Below are 24,599 nucleotides of genomic sequence, written 5' to 3' on the forward strand. Positions count from 1 at the left end.
AAGGAGAAAATTATGAAAGAATATAGTGCATGTACAACCATTTTGGTTGGTAAAAATGCTTCAATTGACGGCTCAACAATGATTGCCCGCAACGATGATACTTTCCGGCCAATTACGCCGCAAAAGTTTATTGTTCATCCTGCTGCTCATGGTGAAAAAGGACGTAAGATTAAATCTTGGTTGAATAAATTTACCATGGACTTGCCTGAGGATGCGCAAGCTGTACCAGCTGTTCCTAACGTTGACTACCAACACCGCGGCTATTATGACGAGAGTGGTATTAATCAAGAGAATGTTGCCATGTCTTGTACGGAGTCAACCTATGGTAATGAACGTGCCTTGGCCTTTGATCCACTGGTTAAAGATGGTTTAGACGAGGATTGTATGCAATCCGTTGTTTTGCCATATATTCATTCAGCCAAGCATGGGGTTGAATATTTAGGCAAATTGATTGCTAAGTATGGTTCACCTGCTGGTAACTCAGTTCTGTTCAGTGACCAAGACGAAGTTTGGTACATGGAAATCGTTACTGGTCACCACTGGGTTGCTCAGAGAATACCAGATGATGCTTATGCAATTGCAGCTAACCGGGTTTCGATTGAACAAGTCGATTTTAATGACCCAGCTGACTTTATGTGGAGTCAAGGCATCCAAGAGTTTGTGACCGCTCATCACTTAAACACCGATCATGAGGGTTGGAACTTCCGGCACATCTTTGGTACTTATACAGAACAAGACCGTCATTACAATACTAATCGTGTTTGGTATGGTCAAAAGTACTTCAATCCAGAAATTGAACAAGACCCAACTGATGGTGACTTGCCATTCATTCGTCGTGCAGCCAAGAAAATTACGCGTGAAGATATCGAATTTGTATTAGGCAGTCATTACCAAGACACACCTTACGATCCATTTGGCAAGGGTACTGAAGAAGAAAAGCACCGTTTCCGTCCAATTGGTTTGAACAGAACGCAAAATTCGCATATTTTACAAATTAGAAATGATGTTGACCACGACAAGGCCGCAATTATGTGGTTATGTATTGGTGGGCCAACCTTTACACCGTTTGTTCCGTTCTTTGCAAATATGAACGACACAGACCCTTCATACAGCAATACCTCAATGGACTACAACATGAGTGACGCTTGGTGGTATTACAAGTCATTGGCTGCAATCGTTGAAAGCCATTATCCACAATTTGTACAATTGGATACTGACTACTTGAAGGATTTGAACCAATACTTCCGTCGCCGCGTTGAAGATGTTATTGCTGGTGCTGAAGCTAAGAGCGGCAGTGAATTGACAGATTATTTGACTAAGGCAAACCAAGAAACAGTTGCTTATACCCGCAAACAATCAGAAAAATTGTGGGGTCAAATGATGATTGATTCAATTAACATGTCGAAGTTGACCTTTAATATGGATGAGAATTTATAGCAAATTAAAAAGCCTTAACCGTGATGGTTAAGGCTTTTTTAGTTTGAAGTTATTGCTTGTTCATTGCGGAATGGTGCATGCCATAGAGGTAATAGATAATGATACCAACTATTGTCCAAACTAGCATGTACTCCTTTGCTTGATTATCCAAACCTAAGAAGACCGCAAATGATCCTAGGAATGCGAGGAATGGCAAAACCGGATAAAGCGGCATTTTAAATGCTGGATCGGCAATATCGTGACCTTCGCGTGGCCGTAAGCGATAAATACCAATTGACACAAACATAAAGGCAATTAATGTTCCCGCAGATACTAATTGGGTTAAAAAGGCGAAAGGAATGAAAGCAGAAATAATAATGGAAATAATTGCTACTGTCCATAATGCTGTTGCTGGGCGGCGGTCCTGATTAAGCTTGCCCAGTTTCTTTGGCAACATGCCGTCACGACCAAAAGAATAGACTAGCCGTGAACTTGCCATACATAAGCCAATTAAGGCGGTAAACATACCTAGAACTGCGACGGATTGAACAATAATTGCAACACCGCCATGACCGGTTTGGCGCAAAGCATAGCCGACAGGTTCGGCAGAGTTAAGGTATTGGTGGTAGGGAACCATGCCGACAAGCACTAGGCTCACAGCGACAAACAAGACAACGGCAATTAATAAGGAACCAATAATTCCGTGAGGCATGGTCTTTTGCGGGTTAATTGCTTCGGCAGAATTAGAGGCGATTGTGTCAAATCCCAAGAAAGAAATATAAATCATTGAGACACCGGCATAAATTCCCTGCCAGCCGCCGAAAGGTCCGTGTGCAGTTGCACGATAATGTGGGATGAACGGCACGAAATTAGCAGCCTTAATTGCTGTTAAACCGACAACAACAAAGAGTACGATTGCCAGAACTTTAACAACAACTAAGACATTTTCAACACGGGATGCCTTGGATACCCCAAAACTGACTAAAATTGCGGCAAGCATGATAGCGATTAGTGCTACCAGGTCAACTACACCGCCATTAACACCTAGTGGGTTGGCTAAGGCTGCCGGCAACTTCCAGCCTAAGGGGGCAATCAGTGCCCGCAAGTTAGCTGATAAGCCTGAACTAACAAAGGCCATACCAATTAAATATTCGGCTAAAAGCGCCCAGCCAGAAATCCAGCCCCAAAATTCGCCAAAGACGACATTAATCCATGAATAGACTGAACCGGCAAACGGCATTGCTGCTGCCATTTCGGCATAGGCAAAAGCTACTAGTCCGGCAACAATTGAGGCAATAACACAAGAGATGGCCACCGCTGGTCCCGTATGTAGTGCCGCAACTTCTCCTGGCAATGTGAAGATTGAGGTGGAAACAATTGTTCCAACACCAAGAGCCAAGAAGTCACGGACTTTTAAGGTCCGTACCAAATGACCATCCTTTTCTTGATAAATATTAGGATCTTCCTTACGATTCATAGTTTGCCAAAGCTTCAACTAAATTACCTCCATAGGATAATATTATTTTTTGATAATAAAATTAAATAATAATTAATACTAATGCAAAATATTTTAATCGTCAAATTTCACCCTTTTAACAAAGAAAAAACGCAGCTAAGTTGTCTAGCTGCGCTTTTTGAAAGTTAATTTTTTTGGTTCATTGTTGAATGTTTTAGTCCATAAGCGAAATAAATAATTAGCCCAATAATAAACCAGATAATTGCGTAAATTTTAGCCTGTGTATCAAGTCCCATAAAGACAATGAGCGATCCCAGAAATCCTAAGAATGGCAGTACAGGATACCAGGGCATTTTAAATGCGGGTTTAGAAATATCAACGCCTTCACGTGGTCTTAGGCGATAAATACCCAGGGAAACAAACATGAAAGCAATCAGTGTTCCCGCTGAGACTAGCTGTGTTAAGAATGAAAATGGTAAGAAGGCACTAATTAAAATTGCTATGATGGTAATTGTCCAGAGAGCGTTGTTAGGTCTTTTATCATTATTTAATTTACCCAATTTCTTTGGCAGCATGCCGTCGCGGCCAAAGGAGTAGACTAATCTTGAGCTTGACATGCAAAGACCAATTAGTGCAGTAAACATACCAAAAACAGCAATTGTCTGCACGATTGTGGCAATTGTTCCGTGGCCAATTGACCGCAGAGCAAGACCAACTGGTTCGGCTGAACCAAGATACTTTTGGTAAGGAACGACGCCAATTAGAACGAGGCTAACAGCGACAAATAAGACAACGGCAATTAATAATGAACCGACAATTCCGCGGGGCATGGTCTTTTCCGGATTTTTAGCTTCGGCCGAATTAGCGGCGATTGCGTCAAAGCCCAAATATGATACGAAAATCATAGATACACCAGCGTAAATTCCCTGCCAGCCGCCAAAAGGACCATTGGCAGTTGCCCGGTAATGCGGAATAAATGGCATAAAGTTAGCCTTTTTAATGGCGGTCATACCAACAATAACGAAGAGCAGAATGGCAAAGACCTTCAAGGCAACAAGGGCGTTCTCAACTCGAGATGCTTCGGATACCCCATGACTAATTAATAGGGAAACTAAGAAGATCGATACAATTGAAATGAGGTCGACAACGCCGCCATGAACACCAAAGGGATTAGATAAAGCAGCCGGCAATTTTAAGCCTAAGGGTGCGATAAGGGCACGAAAATTAGCCGAAATCCCCGAACCGATAAATGACATGGCGATAAAATATTCCGCTAAAAGTGCCCAACCGGCAATCCAGCCCCATACTTCGCCAAAGACAACATTAATCCAAGAATATGCAGAGCCGGCGAAAGGCATGGCAGCCGCCATTTCCGCATAAGCAAAAGAAACAATGCCGGCAACAATGGCTGCTAAGACGCAAGAAATGGCAACAGCTGGACCTGTATGCAGCGCCGCCACTTCCCCAGGCAGCGTGAAGATGGAGGTGGAAACGATGGTTCCAACACCCAGTGCTAGAAAGTCTTTCACAGTAAGCGAGCGAACTAGCTGGCCATCTTTTTGTTCATAGACCCGCGGGTCTTCCTTACGGTTAATTTTTTTCCATAAATTCACTTTTTATTCTCCTTAGAATTCTTAAATCAATATAAAGAAGCTTACACAAATGCTTCTAAGTGTGCAAGTTTAATTATCATAAAAAAACTGCCAGATAATTGTAAATGCTTTTTTATCAAAAAATAATAAAATTTGCGAAGAGTTGCTGCTGGCAATCGTCAAACTGGCGCTTTTTTGCTATACTGGTTCAAGGTGAAAGTAATGGACGAACTCGTTAAAAATGAATTATTGGGCGATTTATACGCATATTATGGTCAGCTCTTAACTAAGGGCCAGCAAAGCTATTTTGAGGATTATTATTATAATGATCTATCTTTGGGTGAAATTGCCGCTAACCACAACGTGTCACGGCAGGCAGTCTATGATAATCTGCGTCGCTGCCGAAAACTTTTAACCAATTATGAAGCAAAATTGCACATGCAAAAAGACTATAATGAAATAGAGCAAAAGCTCTCGGCAATCGCTGATGAGGTCGCTCAGGATCAGCATGAAGAAGCATTAATTAAAATTAAGCAATTATTAGGAAAAATGAGGGGAGAATGACTCAATGGCTTTTGAAAATTTAAGTGAACGAATTCAAAAAGCGTTGCGGAATTTAACTGGCAAGGGCAAAATTTCTGAAGAAGACATTAATAATGCCAGCCGTGAAATTCGGCTGGCACTGCTTGAAGCCGACGTTAACTTTAAGGTCGTTAAAGATTTTATCAAGAAAATCAAGGAAGAGGCCTTAGGTAAGGAAGTCCAGGAAAGTTTAAATCCGGGCCAACAAGTCATTAAAATTGTTAATGATGAATTAACCAAGATGATGGGTGAGAGTGCTGTTGGTCTGAATAAGTCCAAGCATATTCCAACCATTATTATGATGGTCGGTCTGCAAGGTACTGGTAAGACAACCACCGTTGGTAAGTTGGCCAATCGGCTGATGCAAAAAGAAAAAGCTCGGCCGCTGTTAATTGCCGGTGATATTTATCGTCCGGCCGCAATTGACCAGCTTGAACAAATCGGTGCCGAATTGAAGGTTCCAGTTTATAGCGAAAAAGATCAGTCAGACGTTGCTCAAATCGTCAAAAATGGGTTACAACAAGCTGAAACCAATAAAAATGACTATGTAATTATTGATACGGCCGGTCGTCTGGAAATTGACGAACCATTAATGGAAGAACTTGAGCAGGTTAAAGAAATTTCTCAGCCTGATAATATTCTGCTGGTCGTTGACGCGATGACCGGTCAAGCCGCGACTGATGTTGCCAAAGGCTTTGACAGCCGCTTAGATATTACTGGGATTATTCTAACTAAGCTTGATGGTGATACCCGTGGTGGTGCGGCACTGTCAATTAGAGCAGTTACGGGTAAGCCGATTATCTTCACTGGTCAAGGTGAAAAGTTAACTGACCTTGAGCAGTTCCACCCTGACCGGATGGCTTCGCGAATCTTGGGCATGGGCGACATGTTAACCTTGATTGAAAAGGCCCAAGAAGATTACGACGCCAAAAAGGCTGAAGAAGTTGCGGAGAAGATGAAGGAAAATACCTTCGACTTTAACGACTTTGTCGATCAGCTTGACCAAGTTGAAAAGATGGGGCCGCTCGATCAAGTCATGAAGATGATTCCGGGACTTGCCAACAATCCGCAGCTAAAAGATATTAATATTGATAAAAAGCAAATTCTGCACGTTAAGGCAATTGTGTCATCAATGACGCCTGAGGAACGCGAAGACCCTGAATTGCTTAATCCCAGCCGGCGCAGAAGAATTGCAACTGGATCTGGTCGGCCAGTTGTTGAAGTTAACCGCATGATTAAGCAGTTTAAACAGGCTCGCGATATGATGAGTAAGATTACCAAAGGTAATTTTAAGGGCATGAGCAATTTGCCAGGCATGGACTCACCAATGGCAAAAATGGCAATGCGGCGGATGGGTAAGAAGTTCAAAAAGAACAAGAAAAAACGCATGAAGATCAAGCGTTATCACTCATAATTACCTGTTAAGTAAAAACACTTTACACCTGCTTGAAAAAATGCTATATTATTAATCGTTAAGTTTTAGGAGGATATTAATTTATGTCAGTAAAAATTCGTATGCGCCGCATGGGTGCTAAAAGAAAGCCTTTCTACAGAATCGTTGTTGCAGACTCAAGAATGCCACGCGATGGTCGTTTCATCGAAGAAGTAGGTTTTTACAACCCAGTTGCAGAACCAAAGCAATTAAAGCTTGATGAAGACAAAATCTTTGAATGGCTTAAGAAGGGTGCACAACCTTCAGACACTGTTAGATCACTTCTTTCAGGTGCTGGCTTAATGAAGAAGTTGCACGAATCAAAGCAAAGCAAATAATTAATTTGCAAAGGTAGAAAGTTTGAAGTTAGAAGCTTCAAACTTTTTTCTTACTTAGATTTAGGAGGGCAAATGCAATATTATGATGTAGCGCAGATTGTGACAACACACGGACTGAAGGGTGAGGTTAAGGTTAACTTGATAACTGACTTTCCCGGGGAACGCTTTTCTGCTGGCAGTAAATTAACTCTCAAAGACGATCAAGACCGTGTCTTAACAGTCACAAGCGGGCGGCCATTTAAGCAGTCGTGGCTGGTTCAGTTTGCGGAAGTTACCGATATCGATCAAGCTGAAAAATTAAAGGGCAAAACCTTGGTTGTAAGTGAAGATGCTCAACACGACTTGCCCGATGGGGTTTATTATTATCGTGATATTCTTGGCTGCACAGTTTTAGATAATCAAACTGGCGAAATTTTGGGGAAAATCACCGATATTATGTCTCCTGGTGCTAACGATGTCTGGCAGGTAACCGAAGAATCAGGCAAGGAATACCTAATTCCTTATATTGATGATGTGGTTAAAAAAGTCGATATTGCTGCTAAAGAGGTTTATGTTGAATTAATGGAGGGTCTGCGCGATGAAGATTAACGTGTTAACGCTTTTTCCAGATATGTTTACCCCACTGCAGACTTCAATGCTGGGGCGCGGATTAGAAGACGGTAAATGGGCACTTAATCTAGTTAATTTTCGCGATTTTACCAGTGATGTGCACCATCACGTTGATGATACACCGTATGGCGGCGGCGCGGGAATGGTCTTACAAATTATGCCGATTAAGAAGGCATTGGATTCACTGACTAATAAGGGTAAAGTGATTATTACTGCACCGCAGGGCCAAACCTTCAACCAGCAAACGGCTCAACGCTGGTCTAATGAAGAAAATCTAACTTTTATTTGTGGTCATTATGAGGGCTTTGACCAACGAATTTATGATTTGGCTGATGAAACTGTTTCAATTGGTGATTATGTCTTAACCGGCGGCGAATTACCAACCATGAGTATGATTGATGCAACAGTGCGGCTGCTTCCGGGGATTTTGGGTAATGCAGCTTCCCCAGTTGAAGAAAGTTTCTCTCATGGATTACTTGAATATCCGCAGTATACGAGACCGGTCGACTTTGAAGGCTTGAAGGTGCCGGAAGTATTGACCTCAGGCAACCACCAAAAAATTGCCGAATGGCGGCACAAAGAAGCACTTAGAGCAACTTATTTAGCTCGGCCAGATATGCTCGAAAATTATGATTTGAGTGCTCAAGAACGGGACTGGCTTGCTGAATTTAAAAAAGAGGATTAAGCTTGCGTTAATACGGCGAATTTGCTAAGATATTAAAGGTGTTGGCATTTAGCTGCACTAAGAGTTATGGGTGTTCCGCTGGCGCAGGTAGCGTTGATGAATGCCGCAAGAGGAGAAAAAATTATGGATCCATTAATTCAAGAATTGACTAAAGAACAATTACGTGATGATATTCCTGACTTCCGCGCTGGTGACACTGTTCGTGTTCACGTTCGCGTTGTTGAAGGTACTCACGAACGTATTCAGATGTTCGAAGGTGTCGTAATTAAGAGAAAGGGTGCTGGCATTGCTGCAACTTACACTGTTCGTAAGATTGCTTCTGGTGTTGGTGTTGAACGTACTTTCCCAGTTAACGACCCACGTGTTGCTAAGGTTGAAGTATTACGTCACGGTCGTGTACGTCGTGCTAAGCTTTACTACTTACGTGAACGTCATGGTAAGTCTGCAAGAATCGCAGAAAAGCGTCGTTAATTCACGCTTTACCATTGAAAAAGAACCATCTTTTAAAAAAGGTGGTTCTTTTTTTGTTTCCTGTGGTACTATAAAACCATGTTTCTATAATTGGAAGGTGATAAAATGAGTAAACAGTTTTTAATGCAATTTGATTCAAATCCACGTGCAGTATTAGATCCCGATCATGAGCGGACTGAGCTTAATTATCATTTTCCTAAGAAATTATTATTTGCCTTCATTACCTCTGAGGCAATTGCTGAATTTTTGGCAAAACATGAGCACCGCGAAATTGGTGTATTTGAATGCTTTGAAGGGGCAACCAAAATTTATGAGGTGCAATTAGAAAATGAAACAGTCACCTTTTGTCAGGCCAAGATCGGTGCAGCGGCAGCTGTCGAATTGCTTGATTGGTTACTCGGTTATGGTGTGAGGCAGGTCATAGCCATTGGTTCTGCCGGCGTACTGGTTGATTTGCCGGAAAATTACTTTTTGGTGCCAATTAAGGCAATTCGAGATGAAGGAACTTCATTTCATTACGCGTCAGCAGGTAATTTTATTAGTTTAGAAGGTCCTTATTTAGGGCGAGTAGAAGAGCTAATGCAGCAAAATAATTTTAAGGTAAAAGAAGTTACTACTTGGACAACCGATGGCTTTTTCCGAGAAACGCCAGCTAAGGTTAAGCAATTTAAAGAGTTGGGTGCTTCTTGCGTTGAAATGGAATGTGCAGCCTTAGCTGCGTGCGCAAACTTTCGCCAGGTAGATTTTGCGCAAATCTTGTTTACGGCGGACTCTTTAAGTGATTTGGAAAAGCATGAAGACCGCGGCTGGGGCAGGGATGCACATGAACTAGCTTTACAATTAGCTGCACAAATTTTAGCAAAAATCTAGCATAATGCTTGTGAAAATCTGTGGTGTGAAACTGATGTGAAACTACGTTAAATTTCACAAATAAAAATATAAATGCTTAAATATCAATGATTATTTATATTTAAGGTCAAAAAGTTTGTGAAGCAAAACTAGCGAGTAGATGTGGAAACTCGTAAATGTCTTGAAATGAAAGCGATAATACGTGATGAAGTATCCAGAATGGCTGATTAAAAAAGTGCAAAAAAGAGCACAAGGAATGAAATTAGAGGGGCTAAATGAAGGAGCTGGACCGCAACATCCAGCGCTAATGATTGTCGGTGAGGCTCCCGGTCGAGATGAAATTGTCTCGCATGTCCCGTTTCATGGCAGTTCGGGTAAGGAATTAATGAAATCATTGGCATTAATCGGCTTAACTCGCGATGATGTTTATATTACCAGCGTGGTTCGCAGCCGCCCTTATGCAACCAAAACAGTTTTTAGTAAAAAAGAAAACAAGGATGTTATTAAGCATCCGAACCGAAAACCGACTAAAAAAGAAGTATTAGCTCATGCACCATTCTTTGATTATGAGGTTGCCCATGTCCAGCCAAAGATTATTGTCACGGTTGGCGGGACTGCAATTGAACGTTTGCTGGGACCGGGATACAGTATTTCACGTGAACATGGTCAGGTGATTAAGCAGACACCGATTTTGCAATTAAATGCAGCTGAAGATGGTTATGAATGGTCGAAAGAAAAATATACCTTGATTATGGAATATCATCCGGCAGCGGTTTTTTATAATCGCAAGTTAACGGAAACCATTAAAGAAGATTGGCTGGCTTTGAAGCCGTATTTAGACATAGAAAAAGACTAGAATTTAAATTCTAGTCTTTTTGATTAGTTGATATTATTACGGTAAAGACCAACTACCTTACCCAAGATTTGCACTTGGTCAAGGATAATTGGCGCCATCGTATCATTTTCCGGCTGCAGGCGGTAATGATCTTTTTCTTTATAAAATCGTTTGACGGTTGCTTCGTTTTCTTCAGTCATTGCAACCACAATTTCACCATTAATTGCGGAACTTTGCTTGCGGACGATGACATTATCACCATCTAAAATACCAGCATTAATCATGCTTTCGCCGTGAACTTTTAGCATGAACAGGTCACCAGCATCGTTGGCTAAATCTGGCGGCAAGGGAAAGTAATCTTCAACATCTTCAACCGCTAAAATTGGCTGACCGGCAGTAACAATGCCAACAACTGGAATTTCGTTGGGTTTAATACCTAATGCTCTTTTACCTTCTGCTGTGATCTCTAAAGCACGTGGCTTAGTTGCATCTTTAATTAGCAGTCCTTTTCTCTCTAAGCGAGCCAGGTGTCCGTGAACAGTTGACGTAGAAGAAAGATTAACTGCGGCACAAATTTCACGAACAGTTGGGGGAAAACCACGGTCCGCCACGGTTTCATAGATATAGCGTAATATTTCTAATTGTTTAGAATCATGATTAACAGGCATAATTTCTCCCCATTACTATAAGATAAAATTTCTATAAGGTAAGTTTACCAAAGATTTGTGCTAAATACAAACAAACGTTCTAAGAACTAAAACTTTTTTTCTGGTGACAAATAAGGTAGACTTTTTTAATAAGAGGTGTCAAAAATGAATCAAGATAAAGAAAAGCAAACAATTGACCGAATTAATGAACTATACCGTAAGAAAAAGGCGGGTAATCTGACTGAGCAAGAGGAAGAGGAACGCAAGAAGCTGCACCAAGAATTTTTAAAGAATTTCCGGGCTAGTTTTAAGCAAAACGTCGAAGATATGGTAATTATCGATAAAGACGGTAAGGAAGTCACATCTGAAAAGGCTAAAGAGGCACAAAGACGCAAAGGTTTAAGAAAAGATTAATTTTAACCTTTAAATTTTATGCAAGTTTAGGTAAGATATAACTATTGGATATTTTGAGGAGTTAGTTTTTATGAATTTGGCATTAGCAATTGTTTTAATTATTGTTGCGCTATTAGTCGGCTTAATTGGCGGCTTTTACGGTGCAAGATCATACATGAAAAAATATTTTAAGGAAAATCCACCAATCAGTGAAGATATGATTGTTGCGATGATGTCACAAATGGGACAAAAACCTTCTGCAAAGAAGGTTAACCAAGTGATGAACATGATGAAGCATCAAAATAATTAATCTTAAGATTGACTAAAAAGACGGGGATTGTTCCCCGTCTTTTTTTAGTTTGGTGCAAGTCAGATAGGAATAAAGATGGGAATTTTTTTAAAATTAGGTTGGTTTTTTAAAAAGGAAAAGAAGCGCTATTTAATTGGTGTAACCTTTTTAGCACTAACTTCAATCGTAAATTTAGTACCGCCGCGGATTTTAGGTTTGATGGCGGATCAGCTTGACCAAGGTCATATTAGTTGGCTGCAGTATGGCGGATTAATTTTAGCGATTATCGCGGCTGCCCTACTGTTATATGGTTTTCGCTATTTTTGGCGTAAACAAATTTGGGGTGGTGCAGCTGAACTTGAACGGCAATTACGTTCAAAATTGTTTAAACATTTTATGGTAATGGACCAGACATTTTACCAGCGGCACAGAACTGGTGACTTGATGGCGCACGCAACAAATGACGTTTCTGCAATCCAAGATGTTGCTGGGGCTGGTGTTTTGACTTTGGTCGATTCGTTAATTATGGGCGTGTCAACCATGATTGCGATGATTATTTTTGTTGACTGGCGGCTGACAATTGTGGCTTTATTGCCCTTACCATTTTTAGCCTGGGGTGCATGGCAATTGGGTAATCATCTGCATGATGCCTTTGATGAGTCGCAGGCGGCTTTTTCGCGGTTAAATAATAAGACGCAGGAGTCCGTTTCGGGAATGAAAGTTATCAAAACTTTTGGTCAAGGAGACGAAGATACTGCCGCATTTGACCAGATGGTTGATGATACGATCAAGATTAATAAAAAAGTCTTCAAGTGGGATGCTTTGTTTGATCCGCTAGGCACAATTATTATTGGGCTAACATACACAATTACGATTATTTACGGCGGCTTGCTGGTTGTTAACAAGGTTCTAACAATTGGGCAGTTAGTTTCCTTTATTGCCTACATCGGCAACATGGTTTGGCCGATGTTTGCCATTGGCTACCTATTCAATATTTTGGAGCGGGGCAGTGCCAGTTATGACCGGGTTGAAAAATTGCTGGATGAGCAGCCGCAAATTACCGATCAGCATGCCGATGAAAGCCTAACAGCTGACGATTTAGCAGGTGATTTGAATTATCAGATTAATTCGTTTGCTTATCCGGATGAACCACAACTGCCAGTTCTGCACCAAATTGATTTTACCCTTAAAAAAGGCCAGACCTTAGGTCTTGTTGGTAAGGTCGGCTCAGGAAAAACAACGATTATTCAATTGCTTTTGCGCGAATTTGATAAGTATGATGGGCAGATAACGTTAAATGGTTATGATATCAGGACAATTCCGCTCAATGTCCTTTTGCGCCAAATATCTTATGTACCGCAAAATAATTACTTGTTTTCAACGACAATTCAAAAGAATATTGCCTTTTCACAGGCTGATGCGTCTGAGGGTGCAATTATTAATGCTGCCAAAAAGAGTGATCTGCATGAGGATATCTTGCAAATGCCGGCTGGCTACAAGACACTGGTCGGTGAAAACGGGGTTTCGCTTTCTGGAGGGCAAAAGCAACGGATGTCAATTGCACGGGCACTACTGAAGCAAAGTCAGATTTTGGTCTTGGATGATGCTCTGTCGGCAGTTGATGCGCGAACCGAAATGGCAATTTTACAATCATTGCGTAAAGAGCGTGCTGGTAAGACAACAATGATTGCAACTCACCGGTTGACGTCGGTCATGAATGCCGATTTGATTTTGGTTTTAAAAGATGGCGCAATTGTCGAGCGCGGCAGACACGAGCAGCTGCTGGCGGCAGATGGCTGGTATGCGGAAATGTGGCGGCGGCAGGAATTAGAAGAAAAGGTAGGTGAGTAAGATGGATGAACAGAATGAATCGGTTTGGTCCAAAGAGATTCCGGTTAAAGAACAATTTGATATTTTTAAGCGGCTTGTTCGCTTTGTACTGCGCTTTAAAAATGAAATGATTATTGCTGGGATCGGTGCCTTGCTTGTCAGTATTATCAATATCCTGCTGCCGTATGGCTTGCAATTTTTCCTTGATAATTATTTGGTTAAGGCCAATGTTACAACGCAAGTGATTATTTTTGCCGGCTTGTTATATGCTGGCGGCTCAGTTATCAAGGGTATTTTGCAGTTTACGTATGAATACTTTTTTGCGTTGGGATCAGAAAAGTCTCTTGAGGGCTTGCGCGCCGAATTATATAAAAAACTGCATACGTTGGGGATGCGTTATTTTGACCAAACACCAGCTGGTTCAATTGTTTCGCGGGTGACCAATGATACCATGACGTTGAGCAATTTCTTGACAGTTCTATCAAGTGTTGTCTTGTCATTATTTTCAATTGTTTCGGCATTGGTGGCAATGTTTACCACTAATGCCTTTGCTGGGCTTATCATGTTAGCCTTCTTACCAATTTCCTTACTGGTTATTTGGCAATACTCCAAGCGCAGTTCCAAACTTTACCGTAATTATCGCGAGCGGTTAAGCCGAATTAATACCAACTTGAACGAATCAATTGAGGGGGTCTCGTTAATTCAGCAGTTTAAACAAGAAAAGCGTATGACCGGTAATTTTGAGCATGAAAATGCGGCGCTAATGAAAACGCGCTTCAGCATGATTAATCTGAATTCCTTACTGCTGTCCCCGTTGACCAGTCTGCTTTATTCGCTGGCTCTAGCGTTAACCTTAATGTATTTTGGTTTCCCACTGCAAAAAACTTTTGTACCTGCTGGGGTCGTCTATGCCTTTTCACAGTATATTTCGCAGTTCTTTAATCCAATTTCAAATATGATGGATCAGATGACCTTCTTTCAGGATGGGATTGTTGCAGGTAAAAGAATTTTTCGCATTTTAGATGATACTAATTATGAGCCCAAGCAGGATGAACAACCGGGGCTAACAATTACGCAGGGTAAGATTGAATTTAAGCATGTTAGTTTCTCCTATGATGGGAAAAACGAAATTCTGCACGATATTTCTTTTACCGTTAATCCAGGCGAAACTCTGGGAATTGTCGGTCATACGGGATCGGGTAAAAGCTCGATTATTAACGTAATGATGCGGTTTTATGAATTTTATCAGGGAGAAGTGCTGATTGATGGCGTTGATATTAAAAAATACCCTAAGGCAGAATTACGAAAGAAATTAGGACTGGTCTTACAGGATCCCTTCATGTTTTATGGCGATATTAGTTCTAATATTCGCCTGTATAATGAGCAAATTACGGATCAGCAGATTAAACGGGCTGCAGAGACAGTGCAGGCTGCTGATTTTATTGAAAAGTTGCCGGGCAAATATCATACGGCAGTTGGTGAGGGCGGCAGCGAATTTAGTCAGGGACAGAGACAGCTGATTTCGTTTGCCCGAACTCTCGTAACGGATCCGAAAATTTTGGTGTTGGATGAAGCAACAGCAAATGTCGATACCGAAACGGAAACGTTAATTCAGGCGGGACTTCATCGCTTGCGCCAAGGTCGGACGACCCTTGCAATCGCTCACCGCTTATCAACGATCGTTGATGCCGATCAGATTATTGTTCTAAATCAGGGAAGAATTATTGAACGCGGCACCCATCAAGAATTATTGGCTCAAAAAGGCTACTATTACAATTTGTATACTTTGCAAAATCAAAAATAATGTGAGCGAGGACTTAACCGTAAGTCTTCGCTTTTTTTATTATAAAAGTTGACAGCGATTACACAGTGGCGTAAATTTAGTCTATGTTGATTTTTATCACATCTGTAATTTTACAATAAGAAAGGAAATTGCAATGGAATATCATGTAATCGATCAAACTGATCGTGAAAATTTAAGTAAATTTGTTTCTGAGCCAGAGAGGTTTATTACTAAGCCAACTGAGCATTGGGATCACGACCAGTTCAAGACTGTTAGAGCAATGCCAGAATTGGTAATTCAACCAGTAAATAATGATGAAGTTAAAAATATTGTTAAGTACGCTAGTGATAACAATATTCCGGTAGTACCTCGTGGTAATTCGACTGGTTTAATGGGTGCCAACTTGAACGTTGATGCTGGTATTTCGCTTGACATGGTTAAAATGAATCATGTGCTCGATTATGATCCTGAAAGTTTGACAATGACTGTTCAAGCAGGAATTAGACTAAAGGATATTGAAGACTACTTGGCAGATAAGCCATTTACATATATGCCAGCTCCAGCAATGCACTGGGCAACAATTGGTGGTAATGTTTCAACTAATGCCGGCGGTTTGAAGGCGATTAAATATGGTGTTACTAGAGAACATATCCGTGAATTAAAGGTTGTTTTAACTGACGGCAAACTGTATAAGTTTGGTTCTAAGGCCGTTAAGTCAGCTTCTGGATATTCACTTAAAGACTTGATTATTGGGGCAGAAGGGACATTAGGTGTGATTACCGAAGTAACTTTGCGGCTTTATCCAAAACCTCGTAAGTCAATCAATGCAATTATTCCTTATCCAACCTTAAATGATGCCATTAAATCAGTACCTGCAATTTTAAAATCCGGTGTTGTGCCAACAACAGTTGAATTTATGGGCCGGAAAGTAATTAACTTGTGGGAAAAATATGCTGGTGACCAATTCCCAATTAAAGATGGCGACGGTTTTATTATTCTTGGGCTTGATGCCTTTACAGATGAAGAATTAAAGGCTGAATTAGAGCAAACTTTGACAACAGTTAAGGATTTTAAGGCCGAAGAAGCAGTTGTTTTGAGTGCTGATTCCGATGAGGCCAAGAAGATTTGGGAATGTCGTGAAGCTTTGCTTTTAGCTATTCAAAAATCAACGCCGAAAATGGATGAAATTGACATTTGTGTGCCAATTAATCATATTCCGGATGTTCTGGATAGAATTGAAGAATTGGAAAACGAATTGCACATCAGAATTCCTAACTTTGGTCATGCAGGAGACGGTAATTTGCACATTTACCTTTGCTCAGATGAAATGAATGACGTGGAATATGCTGAGACGAGCAAAAAGGTAATTGACGAACTGTACAAGACAGCTAAAGCTCTTGACGGTAATATGTCTGGTGAACACGGAATTGGTTATGCCCGTGCTGACAACTTTGAAGACTTTTACGGTCATGACTATACCGAATTATTACGGAAAGTTAAGACCTTGTTCGATCCAAATGATGTTTTGAATCCAGGTAAAATTTTCAAAATGTAATTAAACAAAAAAACTAGCAGTCCAATCGGGCTGCTAGTTTTTTGGTTAGTCTATTTATTTAACATGTAATCGCGGGTTAATGGCAGGTTTTTACCAGATGGCCCTTTGGTAATCAAATATTGAATGACGTCAATATTACCGGATTTAAATGAGGCAGCACAGGCTTGTAAGTATAAGTCCCACATGCGGGTAAAACGCTCGCCCATCAGCTTTTGAATTTGTTCACGGTGTGCGTTAAAGTTACTGTCCCAAATTTCTATTGTGCGTTGATAATGGCGCCGAAGCATTTCGACATCGTCAACCTGCATACCGCTGGCAATAATGTGCGAAATATTTTCATTTAGACCGGGAACATAACCACCTGGGAAAATGTACTTATTAAGCCAAGCGTTAGTTGCACCGCCTTGTTGACGAGTAATGCCATGGATTAAGGCAACACCGTCTTTTTTCAGGTATTTGGCAACATCATTGAAATATTGGGCCAAGTTTTCTTTGCCCACGTGTTCAAACATGCCGACAGAAGTAATGTAATCCCATTGCTGGTCACCAAGTTCACGGTAATCTTCAAGTTTAACTTCAGCTACGTCTTGCAAATTTTCGTCGTAGATTTTCTTTTGTACTAATTTGTATTGCTCTTCGCTAAGTGTAACGCCAGTTACCTTTAAGCCGTATTCCTTAGCAGCAGTGAGCATCAACGTGCCCCAGCCGCAGCCAATATCTAATAGTGTTTTGCCTTTTTCGGGATGCAGTTTGTTTAAGATATGATGGATCTTCGCAATTTGTGCTTGCTCAAGATTATCATGATTGTCACTGGTAAAGTACGCACAAGAATACGTCAGTGTCGGATCAAGCCATAATTGATAGAAGTCGTTGCCAATATCATAATGACTTTGGACATCTTTTTCACTTTGTTCCTCATTATGATTTTGTTCGGGCAAAAATTTGCGAAACTTGTTTGACCGTAAAAAGCTCTCTGAACTTTCGTAGGCACCACAAATCAATTTTTGCAGGCTGCCTTTAACTTCGATTTTTTTATCCATGTATGCTTCGCCTAGAGCTAGGGAAGCATTACGTGAGATTGCTGACATTGGAATTTTTTCATTAAAAATAATTTCAATATCAGGATTGCCATTACCGTAGGTTTCACTTTTACCGTCCCAGTAAGTCACCTTAATTGGAAAAGGAAATGACTTGTTGAGCATCATTTTGTAAAAAGTTTTTTCTAACAACTTAAAATTCCTCCGTTCATTTAAATATTATTAATTCTAGCACTAACAAAAAAAGATTGAACTCGTAATGAATTCAATCTTTTTTATTTGGCAATGTAATGAAAATTAGGATTGTGTTCGTGATCGATTTGATCCCAAGCATTTTTTAATTGTTCATCAAAGACAGCTTCGTTTTCGTGAGTTAATTTGGTTTTGCGATCAACTTGAATTGGCTTACCAAAGCAGACATCAAGCGGCTGGCGTTTCAACAATCCCTTGAAAGTAAGCGGCCCTTGATAGACAACAGGAACAATTGGCGTTCCCGATAATTTGGCAATTGCCAAGGTTCCACCTTTGAGTTCAGCTGAATGTCTTGTTCCCGATGGGAAAATAATTAATGAGTAATCGCCTTTTTTTAAACCCTTAATTGGAATTTTTAATGCTGAAGGGCCGGGATGTTTGCGGTCAACGGCAAAAGCATGTGCATGGGTTAAAATGAACCGTAAAATTGGATTTTTAAATAATTCGATTTTGGCCATGAACATGAATTCCTTCGGACTGGCAGCTAAGGCGAATAAAATTGGTTCCCACCAAGTTCGGTGTGGAGCAGCTAGGATATAGTTGCCTTCGGGGATGTTTTCTTTGTGATAAACATGTAAATGACCGTTAAGAATCCAGATAACAAATCGCGCAACGGCGCGAATAAAATGATAAAACATGATTAAACTCCTCCAGTTGTTGTAAAATATTATAACAAAGCTCAGGGAGAGGACAAAATTTTATGGTGAAATTGGCCAATAATGAACGAATTGATTATATGTATAGTGATGACTTGAAGATTATTCAGGATAAAACAGCATTTAGTTTTTCACTTGATACTTTGCTTTTGGCATCACTAGCTAAGGAAGCAATCCGAGATCGCTCAAAAGTTGCTGACTTATGTGCGGGCAATTGTGCGGCTAGCATTTATATGGCATATTTTAATCGGGCAAAATATGATGCGGTAGAAATTCAGCCAGAGGCAGCTTCACAAGCACGGCGTTCTGTTGAGCTTAACCAAATGGAAAACCGAATAACTGTTTTCCAAAAAAATGTTAAGGATGCGGTCGACTTTTTACGCAAAGATTCTTATGATGTAGTGGTTGTTAATCCGCCGTATTTTAAGGTGCCAGAAGGTCATGATGTCAATCCGGATCCGAAAAAGGCAATTGCGCGTCATGAAATTCTAATTAATCTTGAAGAAATAATTGCCGTTGCTAGTGGCTTATTAAAAATGAAGGGCAAGCTGTTTATGGTGCATCGGCCTGAGCGGTTAAACGAAATTGCCTACTTTTGTATGAAGCACGATTTAAGTATTAAAGTTGTTCAGCCTTTCGTTTCGCATCGCGGCGATGACAGCAATTTGATTATCATCGAAGCAGTTAAGCATACAGCTAGTGATGGTTTGGTTTTAAAAGACGCAATTGAAGTTCACGACAGGGCAGGCAATTATTTGCCGTCAATTCAGCGTATTATTCGTGAAACGCCTGAGGATCGCGCACAAAGACAAAAGAGTAAAGATTATTTCTTTTATGTTTTATTATGCAGCGACGGCAGTTTTTACGGTGGTTTTACTGATAATTTACAAAAGCGGCTGGCAGCCCATAATTCAGGTAAGGGTGCGAAATATACTAAGGTAAGACGCCCTGTTAAAATGATTTATCATGAGAAGTTCACTGATAAGAATTTAGCCCTTAAACGCGAATATTGGTTCAAACATCATCCAAGACAATGGAAAGAAAAATTTTTACGCGAGCATAGAGTAGATTTTTAGTCTTGCATCTTACAGCTAAATCTAGTATTCTATTATGGTGTGCTAAATAGAGCATGCAGGTAAAACACATCAAGAGCGATCAATATTTTGGTGCCATACACTTGGCGAGATATTGAAATGACCGCTTGAGAGGAAAAAAACCATAGGAGGAATTTATTATGTCAGTAGTTTCAATGAAACAATTACTTGAAGCTGGTGTCCACTTCGGTCACCAAACTAGAAGATGGGATCCAAAGATGGCTCCTTACATTTTTACTCAAAGAAATGGTATCTACATCATTGACTTGCAAAAGACAATCAAGATGTTGGATGATGCTTATGCTTTTGTTAGAGCTGTTGCTCAACAAGGTGGCGTAGTTCTTTTTGTAGGAACTAAGAAGCAAGCTCAAGATTCAATCGCTGAAGAAGCAACTCGTGCTGGTCAATACTTCGTTAACCAACGTTGGTTAGGTGGTACTTTGACTAACTGGAAGACTATCCAAAGCCGAGTACAAAGATTAAAGGACTTAAAGAAGATGTCAGAAGACGGTACTTTTGAAGTACTGCCAAAGAAGGAAGCTTCACTTTTGACTAAGGAAATGGACAAGCTTGAAAGATTCTTAGGTGGTATCGAAGATATGCCTAGAATCCCAGATGTTTTGTTCGTAGTTGATCCTAAGAAGGAAAAGATCGCTGTTCACGAAGCTAACATTTTAGGTATTCCTGTTGTCGCAATGGTTGACACTAATACTGACCCAACTCCAGTTGACGTTGTTATCCCTTCAAACGATGATGCTATCCGTGCTATCCGCCTTATTTCAGGTGCGATGGCTGACGCAGTTATCGAAGGTAAGCAAGGTCAAGACGATGACGACGAGAGCGTTGAAGTTGAAATGGCTAACGGTGCTGCTGACGATGAAAACGTTGAAGAAGCAGAAACTACTGAAGAAGATTCAGACAAAGAATAAGTTACTGTTTCTAAACTAGGAGGACACATCAATGGCAAATATTACTGCTAAGCAAGTTAAAGAATTACGTGATCGTACCGGTGCTGGTATGATGGACTCCAAGAAGGCTTTAGTAAAGGCTGATGGAGACGTTGAAAAGGCAATCGATATTTTAAGAGAAAACGGTGTTGCTAAAGCTGCTAAGAAGTCAGGCAGAATTGCTGCTGAAGGTTTAGCTGAATATGCATTTAGTGGCAACACTGCTGCTTTAGTTGAAATCAATTCAGAAACTGACTTTGTTTCTTCAAATGACAAGTTCATTAAGTTAGTTGATGATGTGACTAAAGCAATCCTTGCTGCTAAGCCAGCTAATGTTGAAGAAGCATTAAAGGCACCAATGGGTGACTCAACAATTGGTGAAGAAATCACCAATTTGACTGCAGTTATCGGTGAAAAGATTACTTTAAGAAGATTCGACTTAGTGACTAAGAACGATGACGAAGTATTCGGTGCTTACAAGCACAACGGTGGTTCAATTGTTGCTCTTGCTACCTTAAAGGGTGCAAATGAAGAAGCAGCTAAGAACATTGCAATGCACGTTGCTGCAATCAACCCAGAATACTTGAACAAAGATTCTGTACCAAAGGCTGACTTTGACCGTCAAAAAGATGTCTTTACTAAGGAAACTGAAAATGAAGGCAAGCCTGCCAACATTATTCCTAAGATCGTTGAAGGTCGTGTAAACAAGTACTTAAGTGAAATTTGTTTAGTTGACCAACCTTACGTTAAAGATTCTGACAAGACTGTTGCTGAATATGCTAAGTCAGAAGGCGGCGAAGTTGTTAGCTTTACCCGTTACGAAGTTGGCGAAGGTATCGAAAAGAAGCAAGAAGACTTTGCTGCTGAAGTACAAGAACAAATGAAGTAATTTATTTGTTAATTAAAAAGAGAGGGTAAATGCCTTCTCTTTTTTTCTGGATAAAATTGTTGTCTTTTATTTTGTCGTCAGACAATTTAATGCTTAATATGGTAAAATATTTAGATGATGAGGAGGTCACTATGACTAAAGTTAAATATAAGCGTGTTATTTTAAAAATTTCCGGTGAAGCTCTTGCTGGTGATAAGGGATCAGGAATTGATCCCACAGTTATCAGTCATTTAGCTCAAGAAATTAAGTCGGTTCACGATTTAGGCGTTGATATTGGTATTGTCTGCGGCGGCGGCAACATGTGGCGCGGTGAAACTGGTGAAAAGCTAGGAATGGAACGCTCACAAGCTGATTACATGGGAATGCTTGCAACCATCATGAACGGGTTAGCTCTTCAAGATGGTTTAGAACATGTTGGCGTGCCAACTAGATTACAGACCTCGATTGAAATGCGGCAAATTGCTGAGCCGTACATTAGAAGAAAGGCAATTCGTCATTTAGAAAAGGGCCGCGTTGTAATTATGGGTGGTGGAACAGGCAACCCATACTTTTCAACCGATACAACAGCTGCATTGCGTGCTGCTGAAATTAATGCCGATGTCATTTTGATGGCCAAGAATGGTGTTGACGGAGTTTACTCAGCTGACCCTAAGCTTGATCCTAATGCTAAGAAGTATCAAGAACTAACGCAGCTTGATTTAATTGCCAAAGATTTAAAGGTAATGGATCGGACAGCAAGCTCTCTATCAATGGATACAAACATACCGCTTATTGTGTTTAACGTTAATACTGAAGGAAATATTAAGAAGGCAGTCATGGGTGAACCAATTGGGACTGTTATTGAAGGTGGTAAATAATGAATAACGAAACAATTAAAAAAGCCCAAGAAAATATGGACAAGTCAATTACGGTTTTTCAAAAGAATCTTGGCTCAATTCGGGCTGGGGTTGCGAATGCCGCAATTTTAGAAAGTGTTAAGGTTGACTATTATGGTGCGCCAACGCCACTTACGCAAATGTCCAGTGTGACTATTCCGGAACCACGTGTATTATTGATTACACCATATGACCAAAGCAGTTTAGACGATATTGAACATGCCTTGCTTGCTTCAAACTTAGGATTAACACCTGCTAACGATGGTAAGGTAATCAGATTGGTTATTCCGCAATTAACTGGTGAGAGACGTCAAGAAATCGCCAAGGAAGTTAATAAGTTAGCCGAAGAAGCAAAAATTGCTGTCAGAAACGTTCGCCGCGATGCGATGAATAGTTTGAAGAAGCAACAAAAAGATGACGAAATTACTGAAGATGAACAACGTAATTTAGAAAAGCAAGTGCAAAAGGCTACGGACAATGCAACTAAGAAAATTGATGAAGTAGCTGACAAAAAGCGGACGGAAATTACTGAAGGTTAGTAAGCAGAATGGCAGAAAAGAATCAATTAAATCACCTTGCGATTATCATGGATGGTAATGGCCGCTGGGCTCGCAAACAAGGTAAGCCGCGAGTTGCTGGGCATCATGAGGGAATGAATAATGTTGAGCGGATTACACTTGCTGCCGACAAATTAGGCATTAAGGTTTTGTCGCTATATGCATTTTCTACTGAAAATTGGGCTCGTCCTAAAGAAGAAGTTGCTTATTTGATGAACTTACCCGTTCGCTTTTTTGACAAGTTTATGCCAACGTTAATGGCGAATAATGTTAAGGTGAACATTATGGGTTACCTGGATCAATTACCGCCCAAGACTTATAAGGTTGTTCAACGGGCAATGGCTGAAACTGCTGATAACACCGGCTTAATTTTGAACTTCGCCTTTAATTATGGCTCACGCAGCGAAATTACTTCGGCGGTTAAGGAATTAGGCGGCATGATTGAAAGCGGCGCGATTTCTAGCGAGCAAATTGACGAAGAAATGATCTCACAGCGCTTGATGACAGCTAAGTTTGGTGCTTTTCGTGATCCTGACTTGCTTATTAGAACTTCAGGAGAACAACGGATTTCTAATTTTTTGCTTTGGCAGTTAGCCTATTCGGAATTAGCCTTCAGTCCTAAAAATTGGCCGGACTTTAATGAAGAAGACTTACAAGAATTTGTAAGTGAGTTTCAAAATCGCAACCGCCGATTTGGTAAAGTTGATGAATCAGATAGTTAGGTAGTTTATATGAAACAACGTGTTATTACAGCAGTTATTGCTTTAATTTTATTTATTCCGATTGTTATCGCTGGTGGTCTTTGGATGGACTGGCTGACTGTGGCTTTTGCTGCAGTGGGTATCAGTGAAGTTTTCTTAATGAAAAAACAAATCCTGGTGTCAGTTAATTTTTTGCTGGCATTATTAGCAACCATTATTTGGGCTGTGCCGGATAGTTTCATTAAGGGAATGCCATGGCATTGGTCAAAGTACGGTATGTACTTTGCCGTTATTATGTTAATGCTGACATGGACAGTTTTATCCAAAAATAAAACGACTTTTGATGACGTGGGTGTTTATACATTGGCATCACTGTACATTGGGACAGGTTTTCACTATATGGCAGCCATTAGAAACAGTAACAACGGGTTAGCCCTTTTGTGCTATGTCTTTGTTGTGGTTTGGTTGACCGATACTGGTGCGTACATGATCGGCCGCAAGGCTGGTAAGCATAAGCTATGGCCAGTAATTAGTCCGAACAAGACCTGGGAAGGTTCAATCGGCGGAATTATTTGTGCCGTTATTTGTGCGGCAATTTACGTCTACTGTGTTAAAGTAGGTTACCCACAAGTACAAATGATTATCATTGCCTTCTTCCTTTCAATTGTAGGACAAATGGGGGACTTGGTAGAATCTGCTTATAAACGTTATTACGGTGTAAAAGATTCTGGTAAAATTTTGCCGGGCCACGGTGGTATCTTGGACCGGTTCGACAGTATGCTATTTGTATTACCAGTAGTTGCTGCTTTGTTAGGTATTATGCACTAGG

Annotated in this window: 26 protein-coding genes; 21 read left to right on the plus strand and 5 right to left on the minus strand. The window is 40.5% G+C overall.

Features of this window, described 5'->3' with window-relative positions; all coding sequences use genetic code 11:
- Nucleotides 1–12 precede the first annotated feature (12 nt).
- Nucleotides 13–1,437 carry a C69 family dipeptidase gene (locus PT278_RS00515; protein ID WP_277129493.1) on the plus strand — a complete coding sequence of 475 codons (1,425 nt, stop codon included), beginning with the start codon at nt 13–15 and terminating at the stop codon, nt 1,435–1,437.
- Between the two features lie 49 nt (nt 1,438–1,486).
- On the opposite strand, the gene PT278_RS00520 is transcribed toward PT278_RS00515, so the two are convergent.
- Together PT278_RS00520 and PT278_RS00525 are read right to left on the minus strand one after the other, a co-directional pair.
- Nucleotides 1,487–2,911, minus strand: a complete 1,425-nt coding sequence (locus PT278_RS00520; protein ID WP_277129494.1) for an amino acid permease — start codon at nt 2,909–2,911, stop codon at nt 1,487–1,489.
- A gap of 146 nt (nt 2,912–3,057) precedes the next feature.
- Nucleotides 3,058–4,485: an amino acid permease gene (locus PT278_RS00525; protein WP_277129495.1), complete on the minus strand. Its 1,428-nt coding sequence runs from the start codon at nt 4,483–4,485 to the stop codon at nt 3,058–3,060.
- A 201-nt stretch (nt 4,486–4,686) separates the two neighbouring features.
- Here PT278_RS00525 and ylxM point away from each other — a divergent pair, with 201 nt between their 5' ends.
- From ylxM to PT278_RS00565, 8 genes are all read left to right on the plus strand, one after another.
- Nucleotides 4,687–5,028, plus strand: coding sequence for a YlxM family DNA-binding protein (gene ylxM, locus PT278_RS00530; RefSeq protein ID WP_277129496.1), 342 nt, complete (start codon nt 4,687–4,689; stop codon nt 5,026–5,028).
- A 4-nt stretch (nt 5,029–5,032) separates the two neighbouring features.
- Nucleotides 5,033–6,460 (plus strand): signal recognition particle protein, encoded by a 1,428-nt coding sequence (gene ffh, locus PT278_RS00535; protein WP_277129497.1) that lies wholly within the window; start codon nt 5,033–5,035, stop codon nt 6,458–6,460.
- Nucleotides 6,461–6,543: 83 nt separating this feature from the next.
- Nucleotides 6,544–6,816 carry a 30S ribosomal protein S16 gene (gene rpsP, locus PT278_RS00540; protein ID WP_277129498.1) on the plus strand — a complete coding sequence of 91 codons (273 nt, stop codon included), beginning with the start codon at nt 6,544–6,546 and terminating at the stop codon, nt 6,814–6,816.
- 72 nt (nt 6,817–6,888) lie between these two features.
- Nucleotides 6,889–7,404 carry a ribosome maturation factor RimM gene (gene rimM, locus PT278_RS00545; RefSeq protein WP_277129499.1) on the plus strand — a complete coding sequence of 172 codons (516 nt, stop codon included), beginning with the start codon at nt 6,889–6,891 and terminating at the stop codon, nt 7,402–7,404.
- Nucleotides 7,394–8,110, plus strand: coding sequence for a tRNA (guanosine(37)-N1)-methyltransferase TrmD (gene trmD / locus PT278_RS00550; protein ID WP_277129500.1), 717 nt, complete (start codon nt 7,394–7,396; stop codon nt 8,108–8,110). The genes rimM and trmD overlap by 11 nt, the downstream gene beginning before the upstream one ends.
- Before the next feature lie 123 nt (nt 8,111–8,233).
- Entirely contained in the window at nt 8,234–8,581 is a 348-nt protein-coding gene (gene rplS, locus PT278_RS00555) for a 50S ribosomal protein L19 (RefSeq protein WP_277129501.1), read from the plus strand.
- A 105-nt stretch (nt 8,582–8,686) separates the two neighbouring features.
- Nucleotides 8,687–9,451: a nucleoside phosphorylase gene (locus PT278_RS00560; RefSeq protein WP_277129502.1), complete on the plus strand. Its 765-nt coding sequence runs from the start codon at nt 8,687–8,689 to the stop codon at nt 9,449–9,451.
- 184 nt (nt 9,452–9,635) lie between these two features.
- Complete coding sequence (locus PT278_RS00565) at nt 9,636–10,286, plus strand: uracil-DNA glycosylase (RefSeq protein ID WP_277129503.1); 651 nt, start codon at nt 9,636–9,638, stop codon at nt 10,284–10,286.
- A gap of 23 nt (nt 10,287–10,309) precedes the next feature.
- Here the strand turns inward: PT278_RS00565 and lexA are convergent, their stop codons facing one another.
- On the minus strand, nt 10,310–10,933 hold the full coding sequence (gene lexA / locus PT278_RS00570) for a transcriptional repressor LexA (RefSeq protein ID WP_277129504.1): 624 nt from the start codon (nt 10,931–10,933) through the stop codon (nt 10,310–10,312).
- A gap of 144 nt (nt 10,934–11,077) precedes the next feature.
- On the opposite strand from lexA, the gene PT278_RS00575 reads away from it, so the two are divergent.
- From PT278_RS00575 to PT278_RS00595, 5 genes are all read left to right on the plus strand, one after another.
- Nucleotides 11,078–11,326 carry a DUF896 domain-containing protein gene (locus tag PT278_RS00575; protein ID WP_277129505.1) on the plus strand — a complete coding sequence of 83 codons (249 nt, stop codon included), beginning with the start codon at nt 11,078–11,080 and terminating at the stop codon, nt 11,324–11,326.
- Nucleotides 11,327–11,396: 70 nt separating this feature from the next.
- The gene (locus PT278_RS00580; RefSeq protein WP_277129506.1) at nt 11,397–11,615 is read left to right on the plus strand and encodes a YneF family protein; all 219 of its coding nucleotides are present in this window, start codon (nt 11,397–11,399) and stop codon (nt 11,613–11,615) included.
- A gap of 75 nt (nt 11,616–11,690) precedes the next feature.
- Entirely contained in the window at nt 11,691–13,445 is a 1,755-nt protein-coding gene (locus tag PT278_RS00585) for an ABC transporter transmembrane domain-containing protein (RefSeq protein WP_277129507.1), read from the plus strand.
- Between the two features lies 1 nt (nt 13,446).
- Nucleotides 13,447–15,228, plus strand: a complete 1,782-nt coding sequence (locus tag PT278_RS00590) for an ABC transporter ATP-binding protein (protein WP_277129950.1) — start codon at nt 13,447–13,449, stop codon at nt 15,226–15,228.
- 133 nt (nt 15,229–15,361) lie between these two features.
- Entirely contained in the window at nt 15,362–16,762 is a 1,401-nt protein-coding gene (locus PT278_RS00595; protein WP_277129508.1) for an FAD-binding oxidoreductase, read from the plus strand.
- Between the two features lie 50 nt (nt 16,763–16,812).
- Here the strand turns inward: PT278_RS00595 and PT278_RS00600 are convergent, their stop codons facing one another.
- Both PT278_RS00600 and PT278_RS00605 read right to left on the minus strand, forming a co-directional pair.
- Complete coding sequence (locus PT278_RS00600; protein ID WP_277129509.1) at nt 16,813–17,991, minus strand: cyclopropane-fatty-acyl-phospholipid synthase family protein; 1,179 nt, start codon at nt 17,989–17,991, stop codon at nt 16,813–16,815.
- A gap of 83 nt (nt 17,992–18,074) precedes the next feature.
- A complete protein-coding gene (locus PT278_RS00605; protein WP_277129510.1) occupies nt 18,075–18,689 on the minus strand; it encodes a 1-acyl-sn-glycerol-3-phosphate acyltransferase in 615 nt (204 codons plus the stop codon).
- Between the two features lie 62 nt (nt 18,690–18,751).
- Here PT278_RS00605 and PT278_RS00610 point away from each other — a divergent pair, with 62 nt between their 5' ends.
- The 7 genes from PT278_RS00610 to PT278_RS00640 all read left to right on the plus strand — a co-directional run bounded on the left by PT278_RS00610 (nt 18,752) and on the right by PT278_RS00640 (nt 24,598).
- Entirely contained in the window at nt 18,752–19,783 is a 1,032-nt protein-coding gene (locus PT278_RS00610; protein ID WP_277129511.1) for a GIY-YIG nuclease family protein, read from the plus strand.
- Between the two features lie 158 nt (nt 19,784–19,941).
- Nucleotides 19,942–20,730 (plus strand): 30S ribosomal protein S2, encoded by a 789-nt coding sequence (gene rpsB / locus PT278_RS00615; RefSeq protein WP_277129512.1) that lies wholly within the window; start codon nt 19,942–19,944, stop codon nt 20,728–20,730.
- 31 nt (nt 20,731–20,761) lie between these two features.
- Nucleotides 20,762–21,637, plus strand: a complete 876-nt coding sequence (tsf, locus tag PT278_RS00620) for a translation elongation factor Ts (protein WP_277129513.1) — start codon at nt 20,762–20,764, stop codon at nt 21,635–21,637.
- 131 nt (nt 21,638–21,768) lie between these two features.
- Nucleotides 21,769–22,494: a UMP kinase gene (gene pyrH / locus PT278_RS00625; protein WP_277129514.1), complete on the plus strand. Its 726-nt coding sequence runs from the start codon at nt 21,769–21,771 to the stop codon at nt 22,492–22,494.
- Nucleotides 22,494–23,051 (plus strand): ribosome recycling factor, encoded by a 558-nt coding sequence (frr, locus tag PT278_RS00630; protein ID WP_277129515.1) that lies wholly within the window; start codon nt 22,494–22,496, stop codon nt 23,049–23,051. Before pyrH ends, frr begins: the two co-directional genes overlap by 1 nt.
- Before the next feature lie 8 nt (nt 23,052–23,059).
- Nucleotides 23,060–23,791: an isoprenyl transferase gene (locus PT278_RS00635; RefSeq protein ID WP_277129516.1), complete on the plus strand. Its 732-nt coding sequence runs from the start codon at nt 23,060–23,062 to the stop codon at nt 23,789–23,791.
- A gap of 9 nt (nt 23,792–23,800) precedes the next feature.
- The gene (locus tag PT278_RS00640; protein WP_277129517.1) at nt 23,801–24,598 is read left to right on the plus strand and encodes a phosphatidate cytidylyltransferase; all 798 of its coding nucleotides are present in this window, start codon (nt 23,801–23,803) and stop codon (nt 24,596–24,598) included.
- The last annotated feature ends 1 nt before the right edge of the window (nt 24,599 follow it).

The sequence above is a fragment of the Lactobacillus sp. ESL0703 genome, assembly GCF_029433435.1.
Classification (GTDB): Bacteria; Bacillota; Bacilli; order Lactobacillales; family Lactobacillaceae; genus Lactobacillus.

Coding starts and splice junctions, on each gene's coding strand:
- PT278_RS00515 (WP_277129493.1), top strand. CDS start 13: ATGAAAGAATATAGTGCATGTACAACCATTTTGGTTGGTAAAAATGCT.
- ylxM (WP_277129496.1), top strand. CDS start 4,687: ATGGACGAACTCGTTAAAAATGAATTATTGGGCGATTTATACGCATAT.
- ffh (WP_277129497.1), top strand. CDS start 5,033: ATGGCTTTTGAAAATTTAAGTGAACGAATTCAAAAAGCGTTGCGGAAT.
- rpsP (WP_277129498.1), top strand. CDS start 6,544: ATGTCAGTAAAAATTCGTATGCGCCGCATGGGTGCTAAAAGAAAGCCT.
- rimM (WP_277129499.1), top strand. CDS start 6,889: ATGCAATATTATGATGTAGCGCAGATTGTGACAACACACGGACTGAAG.
- trmD (WP_277129500.1), top strand. CDS start 7,394: ATGAAGATTAACGTGTTAACGCTTTTTCCAGATATGTTTACCCCACTG.
- rplS (WP_277129501.1), top strand. CDS start 8,234: ATGGATCCATTAATTCAAGAATTGACTAAAGAACAATTACGTGATGAT.
- PT278_RS00560 (WP_277129502.1), top strand. CDS start 8,687: ATGAGTAAACAGTTTTTAATGCAATTTGATTCAAATCCACGTGCAGTA.
- PT278_RS00565 (WP_277129503.1), top strand. CDS start 9,636: ATGAAGTATCCAGAATGGCTGATTAAAAAAGTGCAAAAAAGAGCACAA.
- lexA (WP_277129504.1), bottom strand. CDS start 10,933: ATGCCTGTTAATCATGATTCTAAACAATTAGAAATATTACGCTATATC.
- PT278_RS00575 (WP_277129505.1), top strand. CDS start 11,078: ATGAATCAAGATAAAGAAAAGCAAACAATTGACCGAATTAATGAACTA.
- PT278_RS00580 (WP_277129506.1), top strand. CDS start 11,397: ATGAATTTGGCATTAGCAATTGTTTTAATTATTGTTGCGCTATTAGTC.
- PT278_RS00585 (WP_277129507.1), top strand. CDS start 11,691: ATGGGAATTTTTTTAAAATTAGGTTGGTTTTTTAAAAAGGAAAAGAAG.
- PT278_RS00590 (WP_277129950.1), top strand. CDS start 13,447: ATGGATGAACAGAATGAATCGGTTTGGTCCAAAGAGATTCCGGTTAAA.
- PT278_RS00595 (WP_277129508.1), top strand. CDS start 15,362: ATGGAATATCATGTAATCGATCAAACTGATCGTGAAAATTTAAGTAAA.
- PT278_RS00605 (WP_277129510.1), bottom strand. CDS start 18,689: ATGTTTTATCATTTTATTCGCGCCGTTGCGCGATTTGTTATCTGGATT.
- PT278_RS00610 (WP_277129511.1), top strand. CDS start 18,752: ATGGTGAAATTGGCCAATAATGAACGAATTGATTATATGTATAGTGAT.
- rpsB (WP_277129512.1), top strand. CDS start 19,942: ATGTCAGTAGTTTCAATGAAACAATTACTTGAAGCTGGTGTCCACTTC.
- tsf (WP_277129513.1), top strand. CDS start 20,762: ATGGCAAATATTACTGCTAAGCAAGTTAAAGAATTACGTGATCGTACC.
- pyrH (WP_277129514.1), top strand. CDS start 21,769: ATGACTAAAGTTAAATATAAGCGTGTTATTTTAAAAATTTCCGGTGAA.
- frr (WP_277129515.1), top strand. CDS start 22,494: ATGAATAACGAAACAATTAAAAAAGCCCAAGAAAATATGGACAAGTCA.
- PT278_RS00635 (WP_277129516.1), top strand. CDS start 23,060: ATGGCAGAAAAGAATCAATTAAATCACCTTGCGATTATCATGGATGGT.
- PT278_RS00640 (WP_277129517.1), top strand. CDS start 23,801: ATGAAACAACGTGTTATTACAGCAGTTATTGCTTTAATTTTATTTATT.